At 68.6% G+C, this 17,522-nt stretch carries 14 protein-coding genes and 1 pseudogene; 7 read left to right on the top strand and 8 right to left on the bottom strand.

Annotation, left to right across the window (positions count from 1 at the left end):
• Nucleotides 1-143: 143 nt before the first annotated feature.
• A pseudogene (locus tag ACFP2V_RS34960) lies at nt 144-496 on the top strand (VOC family protein); the annotation flags it as partial.
• A 249-nt stretch (nt 497-745) separates the two neighbouring features.
• Here the strand turns inward: ACFP2V_RS34960 and ACFP2V_RS34955 are convergent.
• Nucleotides 746-1,096, bottom strand: a complete 351-nt coding sequence (locus ACFP2V_RS34955; RefSeq protein WP_381219458.1) for an ArsR/SmtB family transcription factor — start codon at nt 1,094-1,096, stop codon at nt 746-748.
• Nucleotides 1,097-1,262: 166 nt separating this feature from the next.
• Between ACFP2V_RS34955 and ACFP2V_RS34950 the strand changes: the two genes are divergently transcribed.
• From ACFP2V_RS34950 to ACFP2V_RS34940, 3 genes are all read left to right on the top strand, one after another.
• Complete coding sequence (locus tag ACFP2V_RS34950; protein ID WP_381219456.1) at nt 1,263-2,387, top strand: oxidoreductase; 1,125 nt, start codon at nt 1,263-1,265, stop codon at nt 2,385-2,387.
• 954 nt (nt 2,388-3,341) lie between these two features.
• The gene (locus ACFP2V_RS34945; protein ID WP_381219454.1) at nt 3,342-3,740 is read left to right on the top strand and encodes a hypothetical protein; all 399 of its coding nucleotides are present in this window, start codon (nt 3,342-3,344) and stop codon (nt 3,738-3,740) included.
• 41 nt (nt 3,741-3,781) lie between these two features.
• Nucleotides 3,782-4,051 carry a Tn3 family transposase gene (locus tag ACFP2V_RS34940; RefSeq protein ID WP_381219452.1) on the top strand — a complete coding sequence of 90 codons (270 nt, stop codon included), beginning with the start codon at nt 3,782-3,784 and terminating at the stop codon, nt 4,049-4,051.
• Here the strand turns inward: ACFP2V_RS34940 and ACFP2V_RS34935 are convergent.
• The 7 genes from ACFP2V_RS34935 to ACFP2V_RS34905 form a co-directional block, all read right to left on the bottom strand.
• The gene (locus ACFP2V_RS34935; protein ID WP_381219450.1) at nt 4,032-4,730 is read right to left on the bottom strand and encodes an alpha/beta fold hydrolase; all 699 of its coding nucleotides are present in this window, start codon (nt 4,728-4,730) and stop codon (nt 4,032-4,034) included. The genes ACFP2V_RS34940 and ACFP2V_RS34935 overlap by 20 nt on opposite strands.
• A gap of 133 nt (nt 4,731-4,863) precedes the next feature.
• A complete protein-coding gene (locus ACFP2V_RS34930; RefSeq protein WP_381219448.1) occupies nt 4,864-5,874 on the bottom strand; it encodes an SDR family oxidoreductase in 1,011 nt (336 codons plus the stop codon).
• A gap of 11 nt (nt 5,875-5,885) precedes the next feature.
• The gene (locus ACFP2V_RS34925) at nt 5,886-7,658 is read right to left on the bottom strand and encodes a glycoside hydrolase family 15 protein (protein ID WP_381219446.1); all 1,773 of its coding nucleotides are present in this window, start codon (nt 7,656-7,658) and stop codon (nt 5,886-5,888) included.
• A gap of 51 nt (nt 7,659-7,709) precedes the next feature.
• Nucleotides 7,710-8,801 (bottom strand): enolase C-terminal domain-like protein, encoded by a 1,092-nt coding sequence (locus tag ACFP2V_RS34920; RefSeq protein WP_381219443.1) that lies wholly within the window; start codon nt 8,799-8,801, stop codon nt 7,710-7,712.
• Nucleotides 8,802-8,830: 29 nt separating this feature from the next.
• A complete protein-coding gene (locus ACFP2V_RS34915) occupies nt 8,831-10,648 on the bottom strand; it encodes a thiamine pyrophosphate-requiring protein (protein ID WP_381219441.1) in 1,818 nt (605 codons plus the stop codon).
• A gap of 126 nt (nt 10,649-10,774) precedes the next feature.
• Nucleotides 10,775-13,690, bottom strand: a complete 2,916-nt coding sequence (locus ACFP2V_RS34910) for an FAD-binding and (Fe-S)-binding domain-containing protein (protein ID WP_381219460.1) — start codon at nt 13,688-13,690, stop codon at nt 10,775-10,777.
• Between the two features lie 587 nt (nt 13,691-14,277).
• Nucleotides 14,278-14,790 carry a hypothetical protein gene (locus ACFP2V_RS34905; protein WP_381219439.1) on the bottom strand — a complete coding sequence of 171 codons (513 nt, stop codon included), beginning with the start codon at nt 14,788-14,790 and terminating at the stop codon, nt 14,278-14,280.
• 523 nt (nt 14,791-15,313) lie between these two features.
• On the opposite strand from ACFP2V_RS34905, the gene ACFP2V_RS34900 reads away from it, so the two are divergent.
• The 3 genes from ACFP2V_RS34900 (at nt 15,314) to ACFP2V_RS34890 (ending at nt 17,416) form a co-directional block, all read left to right on the top strand.
• On the top strand, nt 15,314-15,607 hold the full coding sequence (locus ACFP2V_RS34900) for an MBL fold metallo-hydrolase (protein ID WP_381219437.1): 294 nt from the start codon (nt 15,314-15,316) through the stop codon (nt 15,605-15,607).
• Nucleotides 15,604-15,870, top strand: coding sequence for an MBL fold metallo-hydrolase (locus ACFP2V_RS34895; protein ID WP_381219435.1), 267 nt, complete (start codon nt 15,604-15,606; stop codon nt 15,868-15,870). The genes ACFP2V_RS34900 and ACFP2V_RS34895 overlap by 4 nt, the downstream gene beginning before the upstream one ends.
• 427 nt (nt 15,871-16,297) lie before the next feature.
• Nucleotides 16,298-17,416, top strand: coding sequence for an ISAs1 family transposase (locus ACFP2V_RS34890; RefSeq protein WP_465269234.1), 1,119 nt, complete (start codon nt 16,298-16,300; stop codon nt 17,414-17,416).
• The last annotated feature ends 106 nt before the right edge of the window (nt 17,417-17,522 follow it).

Below are 17,522 nucleotides of genomic sequence, written 5' to 3'. Positions count from 1 at the left end.
TGCTATGCGCCCCAACCGGTCACAACCCGACCAGCCGCACGACCCCGGAACTTGCAACCGCCCTGCCAATGGCGTCGATCAAACAGTTCCACATCACCTTCGACTGCGCAGAACCTGAGCGCGTCGCTCGTTTCTGATGCAAGGTGTTGAGGTACGTGGTACCGCCGCCGGAGGGGTTTGCTACTGGGGACGATTTCGATCGCTCGCTGCCGCCTGGCACCAGGATTCAGCGTTCGTCTGCATTGATCCCTCAGGTGTGGGCCCGCGACTGTTCTTCCAGCGCGTCCCCGAAGGCAGGGTCGTCAAGAACCGGCTTCATCTTGACGTGCGGGTTGGCACCGGGCTCGTGGGTGAAGAGCGCCTCGCCGCACTCGAGGCCGAGTGCGCACGACTGGTCGCGCTCGGCGCGGTACTCGTGCGACTACTGCCTGTCGATGGCGACGACGAGTCGTGCATCGTGATGCAGGACATCGAGGGCAACGAGTTCCGTCTCGACCGAGGGGCCGCGAACGTGTCCTCGATCTGCCCCCATGGGCCAAGACGAAAAACCGTCCCCGACCCGTCAGGGCGCTGTGGCGCAGATCGCCGGATCAGGCGCTCGGGACGGGCGAACCGTCCGGCCGGTTCGACAGATTACGACAAAGTCCGATGAGACGGACCCGGTGGTCCGTGTCTCACTGAATCCGGCGCACCGCAGCCCAGCGGCGACGCTCTGCGCCAGGTCGGATGTGAGAGGACGGCAGCGCTATTCCGCAGCGGCAGGCTCTTCGGCTGCGAGAATGGCGGTCAGTAGACCGGGAAAGCGCTGCTCCAGCTCCGTTTCACGCAGTTCGCTGTAGCGCGAGGTACCTTCCTCGAACTGCGAAATGAGGCCGCTCTCCCGCAGGACCTTGAAGTGGTACGTCGAGGTCGACTTGGACACCGACAGCCCGAACGAGCTGCAGTTCATGGGACGGTCGGCCCGGGCGAGGGAGCGCACGATGCCCAGCCGCAGCGGTTCACCGAGGGCACGCAGAACCAGGTACACCGGGATCTCGCGCAGGTCGGGGTGGGGCAGGGCCTTCTTGGCGGGCGCACGTCTGAAATGGGTGGACACATGAGGAGTCTACGTCGATCGCCAGGCAGTGGTACGTTGAATCTCGTAGTACGAGAAAATTACGACAATGGCCTGGGCGCCGCGCGGGCACGCACGAGCACGCGCCGTGCGCGGGCAGGCCGAGTCGAGAACTGTCGCATACGACCAAGGCACCACGGAGAAACCCTTGACCGACCCCACCCCGCAGCACGGCGCGACCGATGACCTGCTGTTCACGCCCTTCGACCTTGGCGGTGTCCGCCTGAGCAACCGCACCGCGCTGGCCCCCATGACGCGGATCAGCGCCACCGAGGACGGCCTGGTCACCGACCGCAATGCGCGCTACTACGCAGGATTCGCCCGCGGCGGGTTCGCACTGGTCATCACTGAGGGCGTCTACACCGACACGGAGTACAGCCAGGGCTATCTGCACCAGCCGGGGCTCGCGACATCGGCCCAGGGCGAGGCGTGGCGGCCGGTGGTCGAGGCCGTGCACGCGGAGGGCGGCACCGTATTCGCCCAGCTCATGCACGCAGGAGCGCAGTCCCAGGGCAACCGCTTCCGCCAGGGAACGGTCGGTCCCTCCGCCGTGGCACCACGCGGCGAGCAGCTCTCCTTCTACCGGGGCAGCGGTCCCTACCCCACGCCGAAGGCCCTGGACGCCCGTGAGATCGCGGACATCCGCCGGGGCTTCGCGGACGCGGCCCGCCACGCAGCCGCAGCGGGCTTCGACGGTGTGGAGGTGCATGGCGCGAACGGCTACCTGCTCGACCAGTTCCTCACCGACTACCTCAACCAGCGCGAGGACGGGTACGGCGGCGGCGTCGAAAACCGCGTGCGCCTGGCGGTCGAGGTCGTGGACGAGGTGCTCCAGGCCGTGGGCTCCGAGATCGCGGTCGGCATCCGCGTCTCCCAGTCCAAGGTCAGCGACTTCCACCACCGCTGGGCCGGCGGCATCGAGGAGGCCGAGACCATTTTCACCACCCTGGCCCGCACCGGCGCGCACTTCCTGCACACCACCGAATACCGGGCGCTCGACCCCGCCTTCTCCAGCGGTACGGAAACTCTGGCCGAGCTCGCGAAGAAGTTCAGCGGGTTGCCGGTGATCGCCAACGGCCACCTGGAAGACCCGGAGGCCGCCCGTGCCGTACTGGAGTCCGGGGCCGCCGACATCGCCGCGCTCGGCAAGGGTGCTCTCGCACAACGGGACTGGCCCCACCGGGTGCGTGACGGTCTTGAGTTCGCGACCGAGCCGCACCCCGACACCCTCGGACCGCTCGCCGACATCAAGGACTGGGAACTGGCCCTGTGAACGCACCGACCTGACCGACAAAGTGGTCGTTGCGGGCCGGTGCGCAAGGCTCGGTAACCGCCCCGCCGCGCACTCGCCGGACCCACCCCGCCGGCACCGCGCGAACAGCTCACCGCCCACCAGACCGACGCCCTGCGCACCGCCGCCGACCGCTACCGCGGCCCGCACGCCGAACACGCCCGCCTCGCCGTCTGCATGACCCTCGCGGGCCTGCGCCCGGGGCGGTCCATCGCCGTCGCCGAGGACCCGTTGCAGGGCGGCGACCCGTTGGTGCCGGCCCATCGGGTGGGGATTCGAGGTCGGACGGTTCGGGATGGACAGCCGCGGCATCCGGCGGCTGTCCATACACCGCCGCTGTCCATACACCGCCGCAGGAACGCCTGTGCGGGCCGTCGGGTGGCGTACTTCTCCGCATGCCAGGCATCGAGGTCGGCCTGGGTGCGGGCGTCCAGCATCCGCGTCTCGTTGCGGCGCAGGCCGAAGGCGTACGCGGTCTTGAACAGCATCGCGTCGTGGAAGGCGGGCAGCCAGCCCTTGCGGCCCCGTCGCGGACCTTGCCGACCTGGTCGTCGGCAAGGTCGAAGAACGCCTGCAACTCCTACCGGGTGAAGGCCCCTTTGCCTTGCCGGGGCCTGCCTCGGCTTCCTCCACGTGGACCGCGGTGTTCCACTCGTGCACCACCTGGATCGGGTGGGCGCCGAAACGCTCTTCCCAGGTCGCCGCCCCTCCGTAGGCGGGGTCGGTGACGAAGGAGCAGAAGGCCCGGGCCGAGCCCTGGTAGTTGCGGAGCGCGGAACGGCGCAGGTGCCGTGACGCCGCGCTCGGGCTGCTGCGTGCCGCGGGCCGGCCGGCCCCGGAGGACCCGGACGGCAGCGACGACGAGGAGCTGTCAGGCCGTGCGGACATCGCCGAGCGCCTGCAGGACGAGGTCGCGTGGGTCCGGCAGTGCGCGGAGTGGATCGACCACCTGGACAGCAGGCCGTACCCGTCGGCCGCCAACCTCCGCCCCGAGGGCGACTTCCCCGACACCTGCGCCGTGCCGATCCGCCTGCCAGGGTCGCGGCGATCCTGCGGCACATCGCCTTCGACGTCGAGGAACCGGCGCGTGCCCGGCGTGTGGAGGAGCTGCAGGCGGCCAAGGCCGCCGACGACCCGCGCGCCGAACGGAGCCGCAGGCCGGCCGAGCCGGATCTGAACTACGCCGAGTACTGCGACCGCACCACAACGCCCTGGCGCTCCACGCAGCAGGGAGACCTCGCGTGGACCGCCTACCAGGCCGAACGCCGACGGCGTGGGGAGACCGACGAGGACCCCTTCGCGGCATACCACCCATTCCGCCAAGGCCACCACTGACCAGTCAGACCGAAGCGTTCAGGAAACTGAACACCGTAGCGGTGCTCCCTGCTCGGATACTCCTCGGACCCCTGCGTACAGCGTTCATCTGCGACTACCTCGCCGATTGCGACCTGCGTCACGAGATCAACGACGGGCTCCAGGTCGTGGAGAACTGGAACTCCGCCAACCACGACCTGTTCTACGGCAAGGACGGCGACCTGACCGGGCAGAACACGAGGGTGAGCAGACGCTCGACGTCCCGGCCGTTGAAGGCGGCGTGGAGCCGCCGCGCCAGGTCCGCTGTCGCAGTCACGACAAGTTCGCGATGATGTCGGCGACGGTCTGCGGCTGCGACAGGAACGGGTGGTGGCCCGCCTTCACCTCGATGGCCTTGTCCGCGCGGCGGGAGAATTCGCGTTGCGCCGCCGCCGAGGTGCCCCGGTCCTCTGTGCACACCACGTACGTCGTGGGCAGGTCGTGCCACGCCGCCGCCCGTACGGGCTGGTGGGTCACGGCCAACGTCTGCCGGACCAGAAGGGCCGCTGCGTCGCGGGCGATGTCCGGCGGGCAGTCCTGGGCGAACGTCTCGGCGAACAGCTCGGGCCTGGCGCTGAACGTGCCGCCGCCGGGGTCGAAGTCCAGGAACGGTGGCGGCGCGTCGGCGCCGAACGTCGACAGCGACTCGCCGGGCTCGGGCAGGTAGCTCGACACGAACACCAGGTGACGCACCGTCTCGACGCCCACCGCCGCCTCGGCGGCGACGATGCCGCCGTAGCTGTGCGCCACGACCACGATCGGCTCGTCCCCCTCGGACAGGACAGCGCGCACCGCGGCGACGTCCTCGGGCAGCCCGGGACCCTGCGGTCCGGCCGGCCGGTCGCCCTCGCCGCAGCTCGGCAGCGCCGGGGCAACGCTGCTGATGCCGCGCTCCTGCAGGGCCGCGGCGGCCAGGTGCCACCACCACGATCCGTCGCGAACGCATGCCCCGTGCACAAACACAACACGCATCTCTTCCTCCTTGATCCGGGTGTCCCGACCACGTGGGTCAACGGTAGAGGTGCCGCACCCGTACAACGGTGACGATCCCGCAGTGCGGTCATCTCGCCGCCGGCCCGGTGGGCCGCGACAGTGAGCCGCCTGGTCAGCGGAGTCTGCGTCCGGTCAGCCGCCTGCCCGCCCAGGCGCCGGTGAGCGTGGCTCCCGTGAGGAGTGCCGCTGTGAGGGCCGGGTGGTGGGAGCACCACAGTTGGGGGGCGCGGGTGTGGGACTGGTCGTCGAAGGCGCCGTGTGCGCCGTAGTCGTTCTCGTCGTCCACGGGCTCCCAAAGGTTGTGGCGGTGTCGGTGGTGGTCGGGCTGGTCGGTCTGCTGGGATGTGTAGCCGGTGTGTGCGAGGTAGCGGTCGAGGAGGCCGGGGGCGATCTTGTTGGCCAGGATGGTCGCGGCGGTGCTGGCGCCGACGTAGTACTGCTTGCGTCGAGGGTGGTGGGCTGCGTAGAGAATGGCCCGCGCCGCGATTTCTGGCTGGTAGATCGGCGGCACCGGTTGCGGTCTCCTGGAAAGGCGGGAGAGCACCCAGGAGAACTGCGGGGTATTGACGGCCGGCATTTGGGCGATGGTGACGCGCACGTTGCTGCCCTGATGCATGAGTTCCGTGCGCACGGAGGAAGTGAAGCCATTGATGGCGTGTTTGGCGCCGCAGTAGACGGACTGCAGGGGGACGGAGCGCGAGCCGAGGGCGGAGCCGACCTGCACGATCGTGCCTTGGTCGTGGGGCAGCATGTGCGCGAGTGCGGCTCGCGTGCCGTTGACGAAGCCGAGGTACGTCACCTGGGTGGCGCGCGCGTACTCCTCCGGTGTGATCTCGGTGAATGGCGCGAAGACCGAGGCGAAGGCGGAGTTGACCCACACGTCAATACGTCCGAACGTCTCGACCGCGGTGCCGGCGGCGGCTTCGGCCTGCTGGTGATCGGACATGTCGGTGGACAGGGCCAGGGCCTGGCCGCCGGTCTGCTCGACCTCGTGGGCAGCAGCGTCTAGCCCGGCTCGGCCGCGGGCGAGGAGGACAACGTTGGCGCCTCGGGCGGCGAATGCCCGGGCGGTCGCCCGGCCGATACCCGCGCTGGCTCCGGTGATGACGACGGTCTCAGGCATGTGGTCTTCCTTCAAAGTCCGGGGGTGGTGGTGGGTGCGGCGGTGAGCCGGGTGGCGGTTTCCAGCATCAGGGCATGGACAAAGGCTTGTGGCAGGTTGCCGCGCAGTTGGCGTTGACCTACGTCGTATTCCTCGGTGTAGAGGCCCGGGGGGCCGCAAGCGGCGCGGTTGCGTTCGAACCAGCGCAACGCCTCCTCCTGATGGCCCTGCTGATGCTCGGCCAGGGCCATCACGTATCCGCACAGCAGGAAGGCGCCTTCGGCCTCTCCCAAAGGGCGTTCGTCGTGGCGGAAGCGGTAGGCGTAGTGGTCGTGGGTCAGTTTCCGGGTGTATGCGCGCAGGGTCCGCAGTGTTCTCGGGTCGTCGGCCGGCAGGGCACCGCGCACCGGAGGCAGCAGCAGAGCAGCGTCCAGGCCGGGGTCCTGCGGGGAGCGCTGCCACCGGCCGCTGGGGTGGGTGCTCGTGGCCGCGGTCTCGGCGACGAGCGAGTCGGCGAGGTCCGTCCAGGCGCGGGTGCGTCCAGCAGGGGCAGCCTGGGCGAGGGAGCGCAGTCCGGCCACGCAGCTGAGCCGGCTGTGGGTCCAGGCGCGGTTGTCGAGCTCCCAGATGCCGGCATCGGGCTCGTGCCGACGCCGGGCGATGGCGTCGGTCGCGATCTCGGCCGCCCGCCAGCCCTCGGCGTCCAGCCGGCCATGGCGCTGGGCCGCGGCGAAGAGCATCAGCGCCTCACCGAACGCGTCGAGCTGGAACTGCCGGTTGACCCAGTTGCCAACGCGGTCGTAGCCGCCCGGGTAACCATTCAAGCCCAGCCTTCTCTGGTCAGGAACCGGGCCGCCGGTGACCGTGTAGGCAGGGGCCATGCGGGGACCGTCCTGGTGCAGGCGCGCGGAGACGAACCGCACCGCATCGTCGAGCAGCGGATGGGGCCCGGCTGCGGCCACGGCCTGACCGGCGTAGCACTGGTCGCGGATCCACACATACCGGTAGTCGTAGTTGCGGCCCGCTTCCGCACGCTCGGGCAGGCTTGTGGTGACCGCGCCCACCATGCCGCCCGTGGAGCTGGTCAGCCCGCGCAGCACGGTGTAGGCGTGGCGGGAGTCCCCGGGCGCAAGGTTGTTCTCCAGGACGGGGACTTCGCGGCGCCACGCGTTCTCAGTGGCGCTCCACGTACGGGAGGCGTCCGGCTTCTCGGCCAGCGGTTCCTCGCTCAGTTCAAGGATCAGGTCGTGGCAGTCCCCAGGGTCCAGGTGCAGGTCCATGGCCAGGCCGGTGATGTGGCGGGCGTGGTGGCGGGGGCGGGCGGTGGCCGCTCCGGTCCAGCGCCACCGCAGTGCCCCGCTGCGCCCCTTCCAGACGCCGTCCTCGTCGCGCTGCACTTCCCGAGGGCTGCTGTAGCCGAAGTCGGCGTGCGGTTCCAGGTGGACCGTGAGGTCGGCGATGCCTTCGACGGCAGTGATCCGGCGCAGCAGCACGGCGCGTCGCGGGTCGCCGGGGAAGGCAAGAGCCTCCCGGCTTTCCACAATGCCGTTCTCGGTGATCCAGCGGTTGCGCCAGATCAGTGTGCCGTCCTCGTAGAAGCCGCCCCACACGAATCGGCCGCGCGGGCTGACCGTGTAGTGGCCGGATCCGCCGATGAGGGAGGAGAAGACGGCGCCGGAGTCCCAGCGGGGGGCGCACAGCCAGACGATGTCCCCTCGCGGGCCGACAAGGGCGCCACGCTCTCCGTCGGCGATCAGCGAGTACTCCCGCAGTACATGCAGAGGGAGCACATCGTGCTGCGTCATATGCGGATTGGTCACACGGTTTCCGTTCCGGTCGGGGGCGGGTCGCCGGGGTCAGACCCGGTAACCTTCGGCAGCTTCTGTCCGGAAGGTGAGGCCCAGACCCGGTGAGCCCACGGCCCCGGGGCTGATCGCACCGCCCGCCGCGTCCAGGACGCCGTCGAACAGGAGCTGTTCGATGCGTACGTGGTCGTGGAACCATTCCAGGTGGCGGAGGTTGGGCACGGCGGCGGCCACGTGAGCGTGGACGTGCGGGGCGCAGTGGCCTGAGATCTCCAGCCCGGCCGCCTCGACGAGGGCGGCGACACGCAGCCACACCGTGATGCCTCCGCACCGGGTCGCGTCGGCTTGCGCGCAGTCCACGGCGTCAGCGTCGAGGAGTTGCCGGAAATAGGGCAGTGAATACCCGTACTCGCCAGCTGCAACATCGGTGGTGACCGCGGCTCGGATCTGTGCCAACCCCGTCAGGTCGTCGGAGGAGACGGGCTCCTCGAACCAGGTGACATTCTGCTCCGCGAGGTGCCCGGCGAGCCGGACGGCTTGTTTACGGGAGTACGCGCCGTTGGCGTCCACATACAGTTCAGTCCGCGCTCCGATGCTCTGACGGGCGCGGGCGATCCGGTCGCGGTCGCGGGATTCGGCTTGCCCCCAGGACTCCCCGATTTTGATCTTGACTCTGGGGATGCCTTGTTCCTCCACCCATGTGCGCAGCTGGCGGTCCTGCTGTACGTCGTCGTACGAGGTGAAACCGCCGCTGCCGTAGACGGGGACGTCACTACGGCATGCTCCGAGCAACCGCACAAGGGGAAGGCCCAGCAGCCGGGCCTTGAGGTCCCACAGGGCGATGTCGACAGCCGAGAGGGCCCCCGCGATCAGCCCGGGGCGGCCGGCGTTGCGGACGGCCCGGCTCATCGCCTCGTTGGCCGCCGGTACGTCCCAGGCACTTCGGCCGGTAACAAGGCCGGCGAGCTGCTGCTCGACGACCTGGGCAGTGGCCGCCGCCCCGTACGTCCAGCCCAGACCCGTAGCGGTACCCGACCGCACGCGGACGAGCACCAGTGTGGTCGACTGCCACGTCAGCGTGCCGTCGCTCTCCGGCGCATCGGTGGGAACGGTGTACGCGGCGGCCTCCACCGTGTCGACCACGGGATCCGTCCCCGATGCGGCTGGTGGAGTCACTTCGTCCCCTGCGTGCCGGAGGCATCGTCACGGTGTCGGCGTCCGGGGAGCACCTCCTGCACCTTGGCCTTGATCCCCTGCTTGATCATGCCGCCGCGGTCGCTGTCCCCCTTCACGACGGCGGACACCACCGCCTCGGCCTGCTCGCGCGTGGCGTGCGGGGGGATGGGCGGCACGGCCGGATCCGTGCGGAAGTCGATCACGGAGGGCCGATCGGCGGCGAGGGCCTGCCGCCAGGCCGCTTCCACCTGGTCCGGCTTCTCCACCCGGACGCCGCCGAGGCCGATGGACCGGGCGAAGTCGGCGTAGGGCACGTCGGGGATCGCCTGGGAGGGCAGGAACTGCGGTGCGCCGGACATGGCGCGCATCTCCCAGGTGACCTGGTTGAGGTCCTGGTTGTTCAGTACGGCGACGATCAGGCGCGGATCCTGCCACTCCTGCCAGTACTTGGCGACGGTGATCAGTTCGGCCATGCCGTTCATCTGCATGGCGCCGTCCCCCACGATCGCGAGGGCCGGGCGTCCGGGGTGGGCGAACTTGGCACCGATGACGTACGGCACGCCGGGGCCCATCGTGGCGAGCGTCCCGGACAGGGAGCCGCGCATCGCCCCGCGGAGGCGCAGGTGGCGGGCGTACCAGTTGGCGGCGGATCCGGAGTCGGCGGCCAGCATCACGTCGTCGGGCAGGAACGCGTCGAGGGTGTGCACGACGTACTCGGGGTTGATCGGGTCGGCCTCGACGGCGGCGCGGCGCTCCATGACGTCCCACCAGCGGGCGGTGTCCTTCTCGATCTTCTTGCGCCAGGCCCCGTGCTTCTTCCGCTTCAGCCGAGGCAGCAGCGCCTTGAGCGTCGCTTCCGCATCTCCCACGAGGTTGACCTCGAAGGGGTAGCGCATCCCGATGTTGTGCGGGTCGATGTCGATCTGGACGGCACGCGCCTGGTCGAGTTCCGGCAGGAACTGGGTGTAGGGGAAGCTGGAGCCCACCACGAGGAGCGTGTCGCAGTCCATCATCAGCTCGTAGGAGGGCCGTGTGCCCAGCAGGCCGATCGATCCGGTGACGTAGGGCAGGTCGTCAGGCAGAGCGTCTTTACCGAGGAGGGCCTTGGCGACTCCGGCACCGAGAACGTCCGCGATTTTTTCGACCTCGGCTTGGGCACCTCGCGCGCCCTGGCCGATGAGGAGGGCGACTTTCTCGCCGGCATTCAGGACTTCCGCCGCGCGCGCGAGGTCCTCGTCGGCCGGTACGGGGGCGGAGAGGGACATGCCAAGACTGGAGGGCACCATCTTGAAGGCGTGAGTGGGCGGCGAGTAGTCGAGCTCCTGAACGTCGGCGGGAATGATGACCGCCGTCACCGTCCGCCTGCCGTAGGCGGTACGCATGGCCCGGTCGATGACGTTGGGCAGTTGCTCGGGGACGGTCACCATTTCGCAGAAGTCGGAGGCCACGTCCTTGTACAGGCTCAGCAGGTCGACCTCCTGCTGGTAGGAGCCGCCCATGGCGCTGCGGTTGGTCTGCCCGACGATCGCGACCACGGGGACGCGGTCGAGTTTGGCGTCGTACAGGCCGTTGAGCAGGTGGATGGCCCCGGGGCCGGAGGTCGCCGCGCAGACCCCGACCTTGCCGGAGAACTTGGCGTAGCCGACGGCTTCGAACGCGGCCATCTCCTCGTGCCGGGCCTGGACGAACATCGGTTTGTTCTCGGCGCGTCCCCATGCGGCGAGCAGACCGTTGATGCCGTCGCCCGCGTAGGCGAAAACATGGTCCACCTCCCACTCGCGCAGCCGCTGCAGAACGTAGTCGGACACCTTCATCGACACGGGTTTCCTCTCATCTCAACCGATGTGTTGTGCGTTGCCGGGCTGCTGCTGTTCGTGCGCCGACGGGACGGCCCGGCCGGCGGGTGAGCGGCGCAGCCACCCCGCTCGCCTGCCGGCCGCTCACATCCGCATCATCCGTCGCACAAGGGCGTAGGTGGTTCCGGCCGTCGCGCAGGCGGCCACGGCCACGGCAGCGGTGACCAGGCGGGCGTCACGTTCAGGGGCCACGGGGCGGTCGATGCTCTTCTCCGGGTGATCAACGGAAGGGAAGCCGTCCAGCCCGAGCGCCAGGGCCTCGGCCAGATGCATGGCGCGGCGGCCGGTGCCTCCCTGCTCGATCTGTGTACGGCAGCTGAACCCGTCGGCGAGGACCATCGAGCTCGGGGCGGTGTCTCTCACGGCGGGCAGGACGCCCTGCTCGCCAATGGTCATGGACACGTCGTAGTGACCGCGTTCGAAGCCGAAGTTGCCGGCAAGCCCGCAGCAGCCCTCGTCGAGGACATCGGCCTCGACGCCCGCGCGGCGCATCAGTTCCTGGTCGGCGTCGTACTTCATCACCGCGTGCTGGTGACAGTGGGTCTGCACGGTCGCCGTCCGGGCGAGTCGGGGCGGTTGCCAGCCCTCGGGCGTGTCGTTGAGCAGCAGTTCGGAGAAGGTGCGGAACTGTTCGGAGAGCCGTTTGACGTCCTGGTCCTCGGGCATCAGCTCCGGGGCGTCGCTGCGGAAGACGGCGGTGCAGGAGGGCTCCAGGCCGACGATCGGGGTCCCGGCCTCGATCCAGGGGCGCAGTACGTCCAGGGTGCGGCGCAGCACCTTCTTCGCGGTGGCCAACTGGCCGGTGGAGATCCAGGTCAGGCTGCAGCACACGGCCCGGGTCGGCACGGCGACCTGGAAGCCGGCGTTCTCCATCACCCGCACCGCCGACTTCGCGACGGCGGGGTGGAAATAGGTGCTGAAGGTGTCGGGCCACAGCACGACCGTGCGCGGGTCGGCCGGATCGGGCTCCGGCAGACCGCGCGCCGCCCACCACTGGACGAAGGACTCCTCCGAGAAGGGCGGCGCGTCCCGCTCCGCGGCCACACCCGCCAGCTTTTTCCCGGCCCGGGCGAGACCGGGTGCGCTGAGCGCGGCGTTGACCAAGCGGGGAGCGAGGCGCGACATGCGTGCCCACAGCGGAAGCCAGCCCATCGAGTAATGGGCCGCAGGCCGCAAGCGGCGCGCGTAGTGATGAGAGAGGAACTCGGCCTTGTAAGTGGCCATGTCCACGCCGACCGGGCAGTCGGACTTGCAGCCCTTACAGGACAGACACAGGTCGAGAGCGTCCTTGACCTCGGTGGAACGCCACCCGTCGGTGACAGCCGAGTCGGCGTGACCCTCGAGCATCTCGAACAGCAGCCGGGCACGTCCGCGGGTGGAGTGCTCCTCCTCGCCGGTCGCCCGGTAGGAGGGACACATGACTCCCCCCTCGTGGCTGCGGCAGTTGCCGATGCCGACGCAGCGCATCACCGCCCGGGTGAAGGAGTGCTCGTCCTCGGGATAGCCGAACTCGGTGTCGTGACCGCGTGGGCGCCACAGTGGCCCGAGCCGGAGGTTGGCGTCCACCCGGTGCGGAGCCACGACCTTGCCGGGGTTCATGCGGTCGTCCGGGTCGAAGAGCGCCTTCACCTCGCCGAACGCGGCGACCACGGTCTCACCGAACATCCGCGACAGCAGTTCCCCGCGTGCCTGACCATCACCGTGTTCCCCCGACAGGGACCCCCCGTAGGAGACGACCAGGTCGGCGGCGCGGAACAGGAACGCCCGGAACTGTTCCACCCCATCGGCCGTCTTCAGCGCGAACGGAATACGCGTGTGCACACAGCCCTGGCCGAAATGCCCGTACAGCGAGGGATGGTCGTAACCGAACTCCGCGAAGAGTTCCTTCAGGTCGCGCAAGTAGTCACCGAGCCGGTCCGGGGGGACCGCGGAGTCCTCCCATCCCTCCCAGGTTTCGCGGCCGTCCGGCGGTCGCGCGGTCACGCCGAGACCCGCCTCGCGCGCTTTGAGCATCGACTGCTCGCGCTGCGGATCGTCCGAGAAGGCCACCGTGGTGTCGTCCTCGCTGCGGCCGAGAGCACCGAGCAGGTCGTGAGCCTGCGCGTCGACGGCCTCCTGCGTGTCGCCGCTGAACTGCACCAGCAGCCAGCTCTCGCCGTCCGGAAACCGGTCGAGGGAAGAGAGATAGGCGCCCTCCGCCCGCATGAGCTGCGCCATCCGCCCGTCGATGGCCTCCAGCAGCTCCGGCTCACAGTGCTCCAGCAGACGCGGCACGTCGTCCGCCGCGGCGCAGATATCGCCGTAGCCAAGCACCACCATGGCCTCGTACGGTGGGACCGGCACCAGATCCAGTTCCGCACGCAGCACCGTGACGAGAGTGCCCTCGCTGCCGACGAGCGCCCGGGCCAGGTCGAAGCCGTTCTCCGGTAGCAGCGAGTCGAGGTTGTAGCCGGAGACCCGCCTCGGGATGTCCGGGTAACGACGCCTGATGTCCCCCATGTGGCGATCGACGATGTTCTTGAGTTGCTGGTAGAGCTCGGCGCGACGGCCGCCCTCCGCGACGACGGCCTCGAACTCCTCCCGCGAGGTGGGTCCGACCCAGCAACGCATCCCGTCGTAGGTCACGATCTCCAGCCGCCGCACGTTGTCCACGGTCTTGCCGTACGCCTGGGCGGAGGCCCCGCAGGAGTTGTTGCCGATCATCCCGCCCAGCGAACAATGGCTGTGGGTGGACGGCTTCGGCCCGAATTTCAGCCGCTCGGTGGACAGCTGTCGGTTGAGTTCGTCCAACACGATGCCCGGCTCCACCACGCAGGTCCCGCGCTCGGCGTCAACGGACACCAGATGGTTGCAGTACTTCGTCCAGTCGATGACGACCGCGGCGTTCGTGCACTGCCCGCCCAGACTCGTGCCGCCGCCGCGGGACAGCACCGGCGCCCCAAATTGTGCGCACACCGCGACAGCTTCCGCCCCGGCGTCGACGTCGTGCGGCACCACCACCCCGAGCGGAACCTGCCGGTAGTTCGAACCATCCGTCGAATAGGCACCCCGACTCCCCGCGTCAAACCGCACCTCTCCCCGTACCCGCACACGCAGAGCCTTCTCAAGGGCGTCAACATCGGGAAGGGCACGGTGTGCGGCCTTTTCGCCGCGCCTGGCGGCTTCCGGAGCTGGTTCCGGGCTCATGCGCTCCTCCTCGTGTTGTCGCGCGTAGCGCGCTCACCTGACCTGCGGAGCACTGAAGGCATACGGTGCCGGGGCCCTCCAGCGCACTACGCAAGGGACCTGCCATGATCCAGTCGGCTGCGTGATGTCATCCGGTCCCGTCAGCCGCGCTTCGCGACTTCCTGACGAGGTCGCACAGGTTTCGGAAAGCGCGTGAGTTCCGTCTGACCGCCGAGCACCGCAGGGAAACTTAGGTGGCGGGCAATAAGACGGCCAAACCCCTCGGCCGTATGCCTTGATAGTTCGATACGTGCTGTCCATGCAAACCTGTAACCGGCGGACGACGCGTACTTCGTGCCGGGTCAACCCGAGCAGGCCGGACTGTACCTACTGGGTCATTTCCCAAGTTCACGAGAACACGTTCAAGGAACCGGCCGCCCTCTTCGCCGGTCGGCACAGCCACTCCTGAGTCCCGTCTTCGCGGCACGCTCGCACCTTTGCGCCTGCTGCTTCGTCTGCGCGGGAAAGATAGCCGCATGGCCAAGGGATGAAACATCACTTACGCCGTTCGGCGGCCCGCCGATAGAGGCATGTCGTCGGCCAGCCGGGGGGCGAATCTCCTCGATCGCCTCGGTGACGGTGAAGCGGCCCACGCCGTACAGTGCGGCGAGTGCGGCGTGTTCGAAGCGGAAGCTCCTCTCCTTTGCATTTCGCAGTAGATGCAGGGCGATGAGCTGCGGGTTTCCGGGGACGCCCCAGGTGACGGCCCCGTTATGGAGGACGTAGAAGCTCTGGGCACCGTCGGGGGTGTGGTGCTCAGCGAGCGGGGTGAGCTTGTCCTGCTCGCTCTCGACCGCGTGCCAGAACGCCTCCTCGGTCCGCTCGTCAGCAGCCTGGTAATCATCCAAGGCGAAATTCAGCTGGTAAGAGGACATTGGGCCTTTCGGTCAGGTGAGGGTTTGCCAGCCGCAGGATGACTTGGTGGTGGCGCTCGGCCAGGCTCCGGGCCGGGAGCTGTTGACCGGACATGCCTGCGTGCTCGGACGGCGCTTGTCCACCAGCGCGGCACGACCCTTGTCCGTCAGCTATGGCCGGGAGTGCTGCTTGGGCCGGCCGGCACGAGCTTTTGTCCGGCGTCCGGGCGAGCGTTGCGGGCCGCGGTCTCTATCAGTTCCAAGGCGGCGAGCACGCGAACTGCTGCCGCGCAAATCTTGTTGGAGGCATCTCGCAGTTGTCCACCTCTGTGGTCAAACTGCTGTTTGACCAGAACCGGACCGGATCGTGGCCGGTGACGGCTTCAGCAGACCGGTCGAGGAATACCCCCGGCGCGGGTTCAGGGGCGTGGAGAGCTGCTCCTTGTGTCAGCGGGTGCGGTGGCGTGCGGAGCCCTGGGCAGGTTGCGGCAAGCCGGGCAAGACGGAGGGCAGTGGTCCGGGCCGGGGTACGGGAAGTTTCTCCATGATCTTGTCCAGCAACGTGTTCAACAGTGGCTGCAAGCCGATTCCGAATCCACCCGGCTGGACTGCGCAGCAGCAAGCGAATGGGCCGGCCTCGACGTCAATGCTGATCGCCGGTAATCGGGGCGCGCTCCTGATCGATGCTTTGCTGACCACGACCGAGGGCGAACGTTCGGCCGACTGGGTGAAGAGCTGGGGCAAGAACCTCTCGACGATCTACATCACGCACGGACACGGCGACCACTTTTCGGTGCCGGGCCTTCACTCGACGCCTTTCCCCAGGCGCAGTTGGTGACGCTTCCCGAGGTCGTGGACGACGCGCGTGAGCAGCAATCTTCAGAAGCTCTGGCGACCTGGAACTCCTGGTTCGAGAGTCAGCTCGACGAGGAAGCCGCTACATTCACGGCCTTGACCTCCGACGAACTGGAGATTGACGGGCACGGGGTCCGCTTCATCGGACTGGGGGGAAGGGACGGCGTCGACAACACAATCGTCCACGTACCCGAACTCTCCACCGTCTTCTCCGGCGACGTGGCGTACAACAACATCCACATGTAGCTCTGGAATGCGACGCCGGAGAGCCGCGCGGAATGGCCGGCCACTCTCAACGCCCTCGCCGCGTTGCGACCGGAGAAGATCATCACCGGTCACAGGGACTCGGATGCGCCCGACGATGAAGCACAGCGTGTCCTCGACCGGAGTCGACGCTACATCGAGGACTTCGACAACGCCGTGACGCGCAGCGGCTCCGTCGCGCAACTCGTCGACGCGACGATGGAGCGGTACTCCGCATCAGGGCTTCGGCGTAGTCGGCTGGCGCCCGGTTGCTGACGTCTCGTCGCGTTGGGCAGGGTCCGATACAGCACAGGCACGGACGTCCGTGATCATGGAGTTCTCTACGCTCTGTGACCTTGGACTGCCCGTGCCTGCCGCTGCATCATCTCTGATCTCCCCTGTCTTTGACCAGCTCAGACCGCATCCGGAAGTGTCCGGGAGCGAGCTTCCGGATCTGCTGGAACGCCTCGCGCAGGTCCCGGACCCGCGTGATCCGCGAGGGGTGCGGCATCCGCTCGTGACGCTCCTCGCGCTGACGGCCTGCGCGGTCCTCGCCGGAGCGAGATCCCTGCTCGCGGTGGGTGAATGGGTGGCCGACGCACCGCCGGCCCTGCTCGAACGGCTCGGCACGGTCATCGACCCGCTGTTGCCGAAACGGTCCTGGCCCGCGGAATCCACGATCCGGCGGCTGCTGGCCAGAATCGACGCGGACGCCTTGGACCGCGCGGTCGGAGCCTGGCTCGCGGACCGGCAGACCGGAAACGAAGGACTACGGGGACTGGCGGTCGACGGGAAGTCGCTGCGGGGTGCTGCCCGCGCGAAGGGACGGAGGATCCACCTCCTGGCCGCCTGCGACCACGTGAGCGCACTGGTCCTCGCCCAGATGGACGTCGGTGAGAAGACCAACGAGATCACCCGCTTCCGGCCTCTGCTCGACACCCTCGAGGACCTGGCCGGTCCGGTCGTCACCAGCGACGCGATGCACACCCAGCACGACCACGCCGTCTACCTGCTCGACCGGCAGGCCCACTACATCGTGATCGTGAAGCGCAACACGAAGAAGCTCCGCAAGCAGCTCAAGTCCCTTCCCTGGAAGCAGATTCCGCTGCAGGACAGGACTCTCTCGACCGGTCACGGCCGTCATGAGATCCGCCGGTTGAAGGTCTGCACGGTGAGCAACCTGCTCTTCCCCGGAGCCCGCCAGGCCGTCCAGATCGTCCGCCGCCGCGTGGACCGCAAGACTGGGAAGATCAGTCTCAAGACCGTCTACGCGGTCACCAGCCTCACCACCGAGCAGGCCGGCCCGGCTCAACTCACCCGACTGATCCGAGGACACTGGACCGTCGAGGCCCTGCACCACGTCAGGGACGTCACCTTCACCGAGGACGCCTCCCAGGTGCGGACCGGAAATGCACCCCGAGCGATGGCCACCTGCAGAAACCTCGCGATCGGAGCCCTCCGCCTCGCCGGCATCCGCAACATCGCCGCCGGCCTCCGACGGGCAGCCCGAGACCACCCCCGGCCCCTCGCCCTCCTCGGCCTCACATGATCAAAACGGACGACACCGAACTACTCCGAAGCCCTGGGGGCTGTCGAAAAATAACTCCTCGATCTTGATGTGGAGTTATGGGGGCGTGGAGTCGTGCCCGGCGATG

It is taken from the genome of Streptomyces incanus (assembly GCF_042656345.1).
GTDB lineage: Bacteria > Actinomycetota > Actinomycetes > Streptomycetales > Streptomycetaceae > Streptomyces > Streptomyces incanus.
Note: the sequence above shows the minus strand (reverse complement) of the source record. Positions and strands in the feature narration are given on the sequence as shown.

What these genes read in the sequence shown, in the direction of transcription:
- ACFP2V_RS34905 (WP_381219439.1), bottom strand. Translation starts at nt 14,790, where the DNA reads ATGTCCTCTTACCAGCTGAATTTCGCCTTGGATGATTACCAGGCTGCT.
- ACFP2V_RS34930 (WP_381219448.1), bottom strand. Translation starts at nt 5,874, where the DNA reads ATGCCTGAGACCGTCGTCATCACCGGAGCCAGCGCGGGTATCGGCCGG.
- ACFP2V_RS34925 (WP_381219446.1), bottom strand. Translation starts at nt 7,658, where the DNA reads ATGACGCAGCACGATGTGCTCCCTCTGCATGTACTGCGGGAGTACTCG.
- ACFP2V_RS34935 (WP_381219450.1), bottom strand. Translation starts at nt 4,730, where the DNA reads ATGCGTGTTGTGTTTGTGCACGGGGCATGCGTTCGCGACGGATCGTGG.
- ACFP2V_RS34915 (WP_381219441.1), bottom strand. Translation starts at nt 10,648, where the DNA reads ATGAAGGTGTCCGACTACGTTCTGCAGCGGCTGCGCGAGTGGGAGGTG.
- ACFP2V_RS34900 (WP_381219437.1), top strand. Translation starts at nt 15,314, where the DNA reads ATGATCTTGTCCAGCAACGTGTTCAACAGTGGCTGCAAGCCGATTCCG.